General features: G+C 57.8%; 1 rRNA gene. It reads right to left on the bottom strand.

The features are described from left to right. Positions 1-445, bottom strand: a 16S ribosomal RNA gene (locus AADR41_RS42465); the annotation flags it as partial.

The raw sequence follows: 445 nt of genomic DNA, 5'->3' as shown, positions 1-445 counted from the left end.
GACTACTCGGGTATTTAATCCTGTTCGCTCCCCACACTTTCGCTCCTCAGCGTCAGGTAATGCCCAGAGAACCGCCTTCGCCACCGGTGTTCCTCCTGATATCTGCGCATTTCACCGCTACACCAGGAATTCCGTTCTCCCCTGCATACCTCTAGTCTGCCCGTATCAGAAGCAGGCTCGGGGTTAAGCCCCGAGTTTTCACTCCTGACGCGACAGACCGCCTACGAGCCCTTTACGCCCAATAATTCCGGACAACGCTCGCACCCTACGTATTACCGCGGCTGCTGGCACGTAGTTGGCCGGTGCTTCTTCTGCGCATACCGTCACTTTCGCTTCGTCTGCGCTGAAAGAGGTTTACAACCCGAAGGCCGTCATCCCTCACGCGGCGTCGCTGCATCAGGCTTCCGCCCATTGTGCAATATTCCCCACTGCAGCCACCCGTAGG

It is taken from the genome of Streptomyces sp. CLV115 (assembly GCF_038448545.1).
GTDB classification, from domain to species: Bacteria; Actinomycetota; Actinomycetes; order Streptomycetales; family Streptomycetaceae; genus Streptomyces; species Streptomyces sanglieri.
Note: the sequence above shows the minus strand (reverse complement) of the source record. Positions and strands in the feature narration are given on the sequence as shown.